General features: G+C 67.2%; 6 protein-coding genes. 5 read left to right on the forward strand and 1 reads right to left on the reverse strand.

What is annotated here, in order from left to right; genetic code table 11:
* Positions 1-238 (forward strand): HAD-IA family hydrolase (locus B1A87_RS22480; RefSeq protein WP_144275957.1); only part of this gene is annotated, 238 nt, incomplete at its 5' end.
* Here B1A87_RS22480 and tadA read toward each other — a convergent pair.
* On the reverse strand, positions 225-752 hold the full coding sequence (gene tadA / locus B1A87_RS22485) for a tRNA adenosine(34) deaminase TadA (protein ID WP_144275958.1): 528 nt from the start codon (positions 750-752) through the stop codon (positions 225-227). The two genes, B1A87_RS22480 and tadA, sit on opposite strands and share 14 nt — an antisense overlap.
* Before the next feature lie 59 nt (positions 753-811).
* Here tadA and B1A87_RS22490 point away from each other — a divergent pair, with 59 nt between their 5' ends.
* From B1A87_RS22490 to B1A87_RS22505, 4 genes are all read left to right on the forward strand, one after another.
* Positions 812-1618 (forward strand): phosphatase PAP2 family protein, encoded by an 807-nt coding sequence (locus B1A87_RS22490; protein ID WP_078029997.1) that lies wholly within the window; start codon positions 812-814, stop codon positions 1616-1618.
* 12 nt (positions 1619-1630) lie between these two features.
* Complete coding sequence (upp, locus tag B1A87_RS22495) at positions 1631-2266, forward strand: uracil phosphoribosyltransferase (protein WP_078029912.1); 636 nt, start codon at positions 1631-1633, stop codon at positions 2264-2266.
* 48 nt (positions 2267-2314) lie between these two features.
* The gene (locus B1A87_RS22500; RefSeq protein ID WP_078029913.1) at positions 2315-2689 is read left to right on the forward strand and encodes a VOC family protein; all 375 of its coding nucleotides are present in this window, start codon (positions 2315-2317) and stop codon (positions 2687-2689) included.
* 76 nt (positions 2690-2765) lie between these two features.
* Positions 2766-3163: HAD family hydrolase (locus tag B1A87_RS22505; RefSeq protein ID WP_185982453.1), on the forward strand; the 398-nt coding region annotated here is incomplete at its 3' end.

The raw sequence follows: 3163 nt of genomic DNA on the forward strand, positions 1-3163 counted from the left end.
CACGGCCGTCACGGCCGATCTCGTCACCCGGGGCAAGCCGCATCCGGAAGGCTACCTGCGCGCCGCTGAACTCCTTGGCGTGGCGCCCGAAGAGGCCGTGGTCTTCGAGGACGCGCCCGCCGGTATCGCCGCCGGCGTTGCGGCCGGAATTCGCACCGTGGCCGTGGGCCCGAACGCTGGCGTCATTCCGGACGGCGTCCTCCACATCTGTCTCTTATACACATCTAGATGTGTATAAGAGACAGGGCGTCGCCGCTCCGGTGCGCGCGAAAGAAGTCCCGCAGCAGCGCACCGCATTCCTCCTCCTGCACCCCCGCGTAGACCTCCACCCAGTGGTTGAGCCGGCGCTCGCGGAGGATATCGAAGACGGATCCGGCCGCGCCTGCCTTCTCGTCCCAGGCCCCGAACACCACCCGGTGGATCCGTGCCAGCACGATAGCCCCGGCGCACATGGCGCACGGCTCCAGCGTCACCACCAGTGTGCAGTCCTCGAGCCGCCAGCCGTCGCCGCGCCCGCCGTCGGGGATGGAACGCTCACGGAGCCGGGCGGCAGCCTCACGGATGGCCACGACTTCCGCGTGGGCAGTGGGATCCCCGTGCGCCTCCCGTTCGTTGCGGCCCGATCCGAGCACGGTGCCGTCGGGACCGATGACGACGGCGCCGATGGGCACGTCCTCGGTGGCCAGGGCCCGCCGGGCTTCTTCGAGGGCAAGGCCCATCCATTCGACGTGTTGTGGATCTGCCGGGGTCATGGGTCAATGATAGTTTCTAAGGGTACTTAGCTTCTGAGGGCACCTCGCCGGGAGAGATGATGAAATCGGTGACTGATCGGTTCGGCCGGTGGCTGGGCCCGTACGCGGCACTCTGGATCACGCTCATCGTCGGCGGCATCCTGGTGATCACCCTGACGCTGCTCGGAGCCGAGGTGTACGACAGCGTGGTGGACCAGAACGGTGTTTCCGGCCTGGACAAACCTGCCCTCGAACTCGCCAAACAGTACCGGACTCCGTGGCTGGACAGCACGGTCACCGCCTTCACCAACATTGGCGGCGGCATCGGCATGCCCATCCTGGCGAGCATCCTCGTGGCCTGGCTGATTTATGTCAGCCGCAGCTGGCGGCCCCTCATCCTCGTGGGCGGCGCCGCCGCCGTCTCCGTTACGGCCACCAGCGTGGGCAAGACGCTCCTGGGCCGCACCCGCCCGGACCACATCGATGCCGTGCCTCCCTTCGAGTTTTCTCCCTCATTTCCCAGCGGCCACACGCTCAACAGCACGGTGGTGATCGGCGTGGTGGTCTACCTCGTGTGCCTCCAGGTCAAAAAGACCTGGGTCCGGGCCGGCGTCGTCGCGGCGGGGGCCGTGTTCATCATCGCCATGGGCCTGAGCAGGGTGTTCCTTGGCCACCACTGGATGACGGACGTGATGGCCGCCTGGCTGCTCGGGCTGGCGTGGGTGGGCATGGTGATCCTCGCCCACAGGCTGTTCCACGTGATCCGGCGCCGGGAGCACGCAGGGCCGGCACCCACCTTCGAGCACCCCGCACACCTGCCGGACAAGGAGGCCCCCGAGGCCGGTGGAGATGCCGGAAGCCGGGGCAGGAAGGCAGCCTCCGGATGATAGTTTTGACGCATGCGCACACTCGTCGTGGACCATCCGCTGGTCGCCCACAAACTCACCGTCCTGCGGGATAAGAACACCCCGTCGCCGGTTTTCCGCCAGCTGACCGAGGAGCTTGTTACGCTCCTCGCCTATGAAGCCACCCGCGACGTCCGCACGCAGCCGGTGACCATCGAAACGCCGGTTTCCACCACCGTGGGCACCGCGTTCACCAAGCCCACGCCGCTGGTGGTTCCCATTCTCCGAGCCGGCCTCGGCATGCTCGAGGGAATGACCAAGCTGGTCCCCACCGCCGAGGTCGGCTTCCTGGGCATGGCCCGGGACGAGGAAACCCTGGACATCATCACATACGCGGAGCGCCTGCCGGAGAACCTGACGGACCGGCAGATCTTCGTCCTGGACCCCATGCTGGCCACCGGCGGCACCCTGCGCGAGGCCATCAAGTTCCTGTTCAAGCGCGGCGCCTCGGATGTCACCTGCATCTGCCTGCTGGCCGCCCCGGAAGGACTCGCCAAACTCGAGGAAGAGCTCTCGGACGCCAACGTCACCATCGTCCTGGCCTCCATCGACGAGAAACTGAACGAGAAGTCCTACATTGTGCCCGGCCTGGGCGACGCTGGAGACCGCCTGTACGGCATCGCCGGCTGACCGGTCCGGGTCTTCCGGAACCCAGCGTGCCCGGCTAGCCTGTGCACCATGGACTGGAAACTCGAACTTGTGTTTGTCCCTGTGTCCGATGTGGACCGCGCCAAGGATTTCTACGTCAACAAGGTGGGCTTCAACGCCGACTACGACGAGCGGCCCATGGACGGCATCCGCTTCGTCCAGCTCACCCCGCCGGGCTCCGGCTGCTCGATTGCCATCGGCGAGGGCCTCAACGATGCCCCTCCCGGCACGGCGCCGAGCCTTCAGCTGGTGGTCAGCGATATCCACGCCGCCCATGGCCAGCTCAAGGCCAACGGCGTGGACGTCAGCGACGTCGACGTCCAGGCGTGGGGCCACTTCGTCTACTTCGCCGATCCCGACGGCAACAAGTGGGCGGTGCAGTACATCCCCCGGTCCGCCACCTAGGTCCGCACCGGCCACGTCTCCAGCGGCCAAAGTAACAGACACGCGGCCTGCGTGTGTGGTGAGGCAGGATGGATTCATGAACCTGCCTGCCGATTCCGTCGCCGCAACCCTGACTGCCCGCGCTGTCCTGTTCGACATGGACGGCACCCTGGTGGATTCCACCGCGGTGGTGGAACAGGTGTGGGGTGAGTTCGCCGCGCGCTACGGCCTGGACATCGCGGAGATTCTGCGGACCTCCCACGGCGTCCAGGCGGGCGACACGGTGCGGCGTTTCGCCCCGGCAGGTGCTGACGTGGTGGCTCTCACCGCTGAACTCGGCGCGATGGAACGGGTACGGACAGAGGGCATCGTGGCTCTTCCCGGGGCCGCCGATCTGCTTCGCAGCCTCCCCGGGGACGCCGTGGCACTGGTGACGTCCGCCGACCGGATCCTGGCGGACATCCGGATGGACGCGGCGGGCCTGCCCATGCCGGC

Source organism: Arthrobacter sp. KBS0703 (assembly GCF_002008315.2).
Lineage (GTDB): Bacteria > Actinomycetota > Actinomycetes > Actinomycetales > Micrococcaceae > Arthrobacter.

Coding starts and splice junctions, on each gene's coding strand:
- B1A87_RS22500 (WP_078029913.1), top strand. CDS start 2,315: ATGGACTGGAAACTCGAACTTGTGTTTGTCCCTGTGTCCGATGTGGAC.
- upp (WP_078029912.1), top strand. CDS start 1,631: ATGCGCACACTCGTCGTGGACCATCCGCTGGTCGCCCACAAACTCACC.
- tadA (WP_144275958.1), bottom strand. CDS start 752: ATGACCCCGGCAGATCCACAACACGTCGAATGGATGGGCCTTGCCCTC.
- B1A87_RS22490 (WP_078029997.1), top strand. CDS start 812: ATGAAATCGGTGACTGATCGGTTCGGCCGGTGGCTGGGCCCGTACGCG.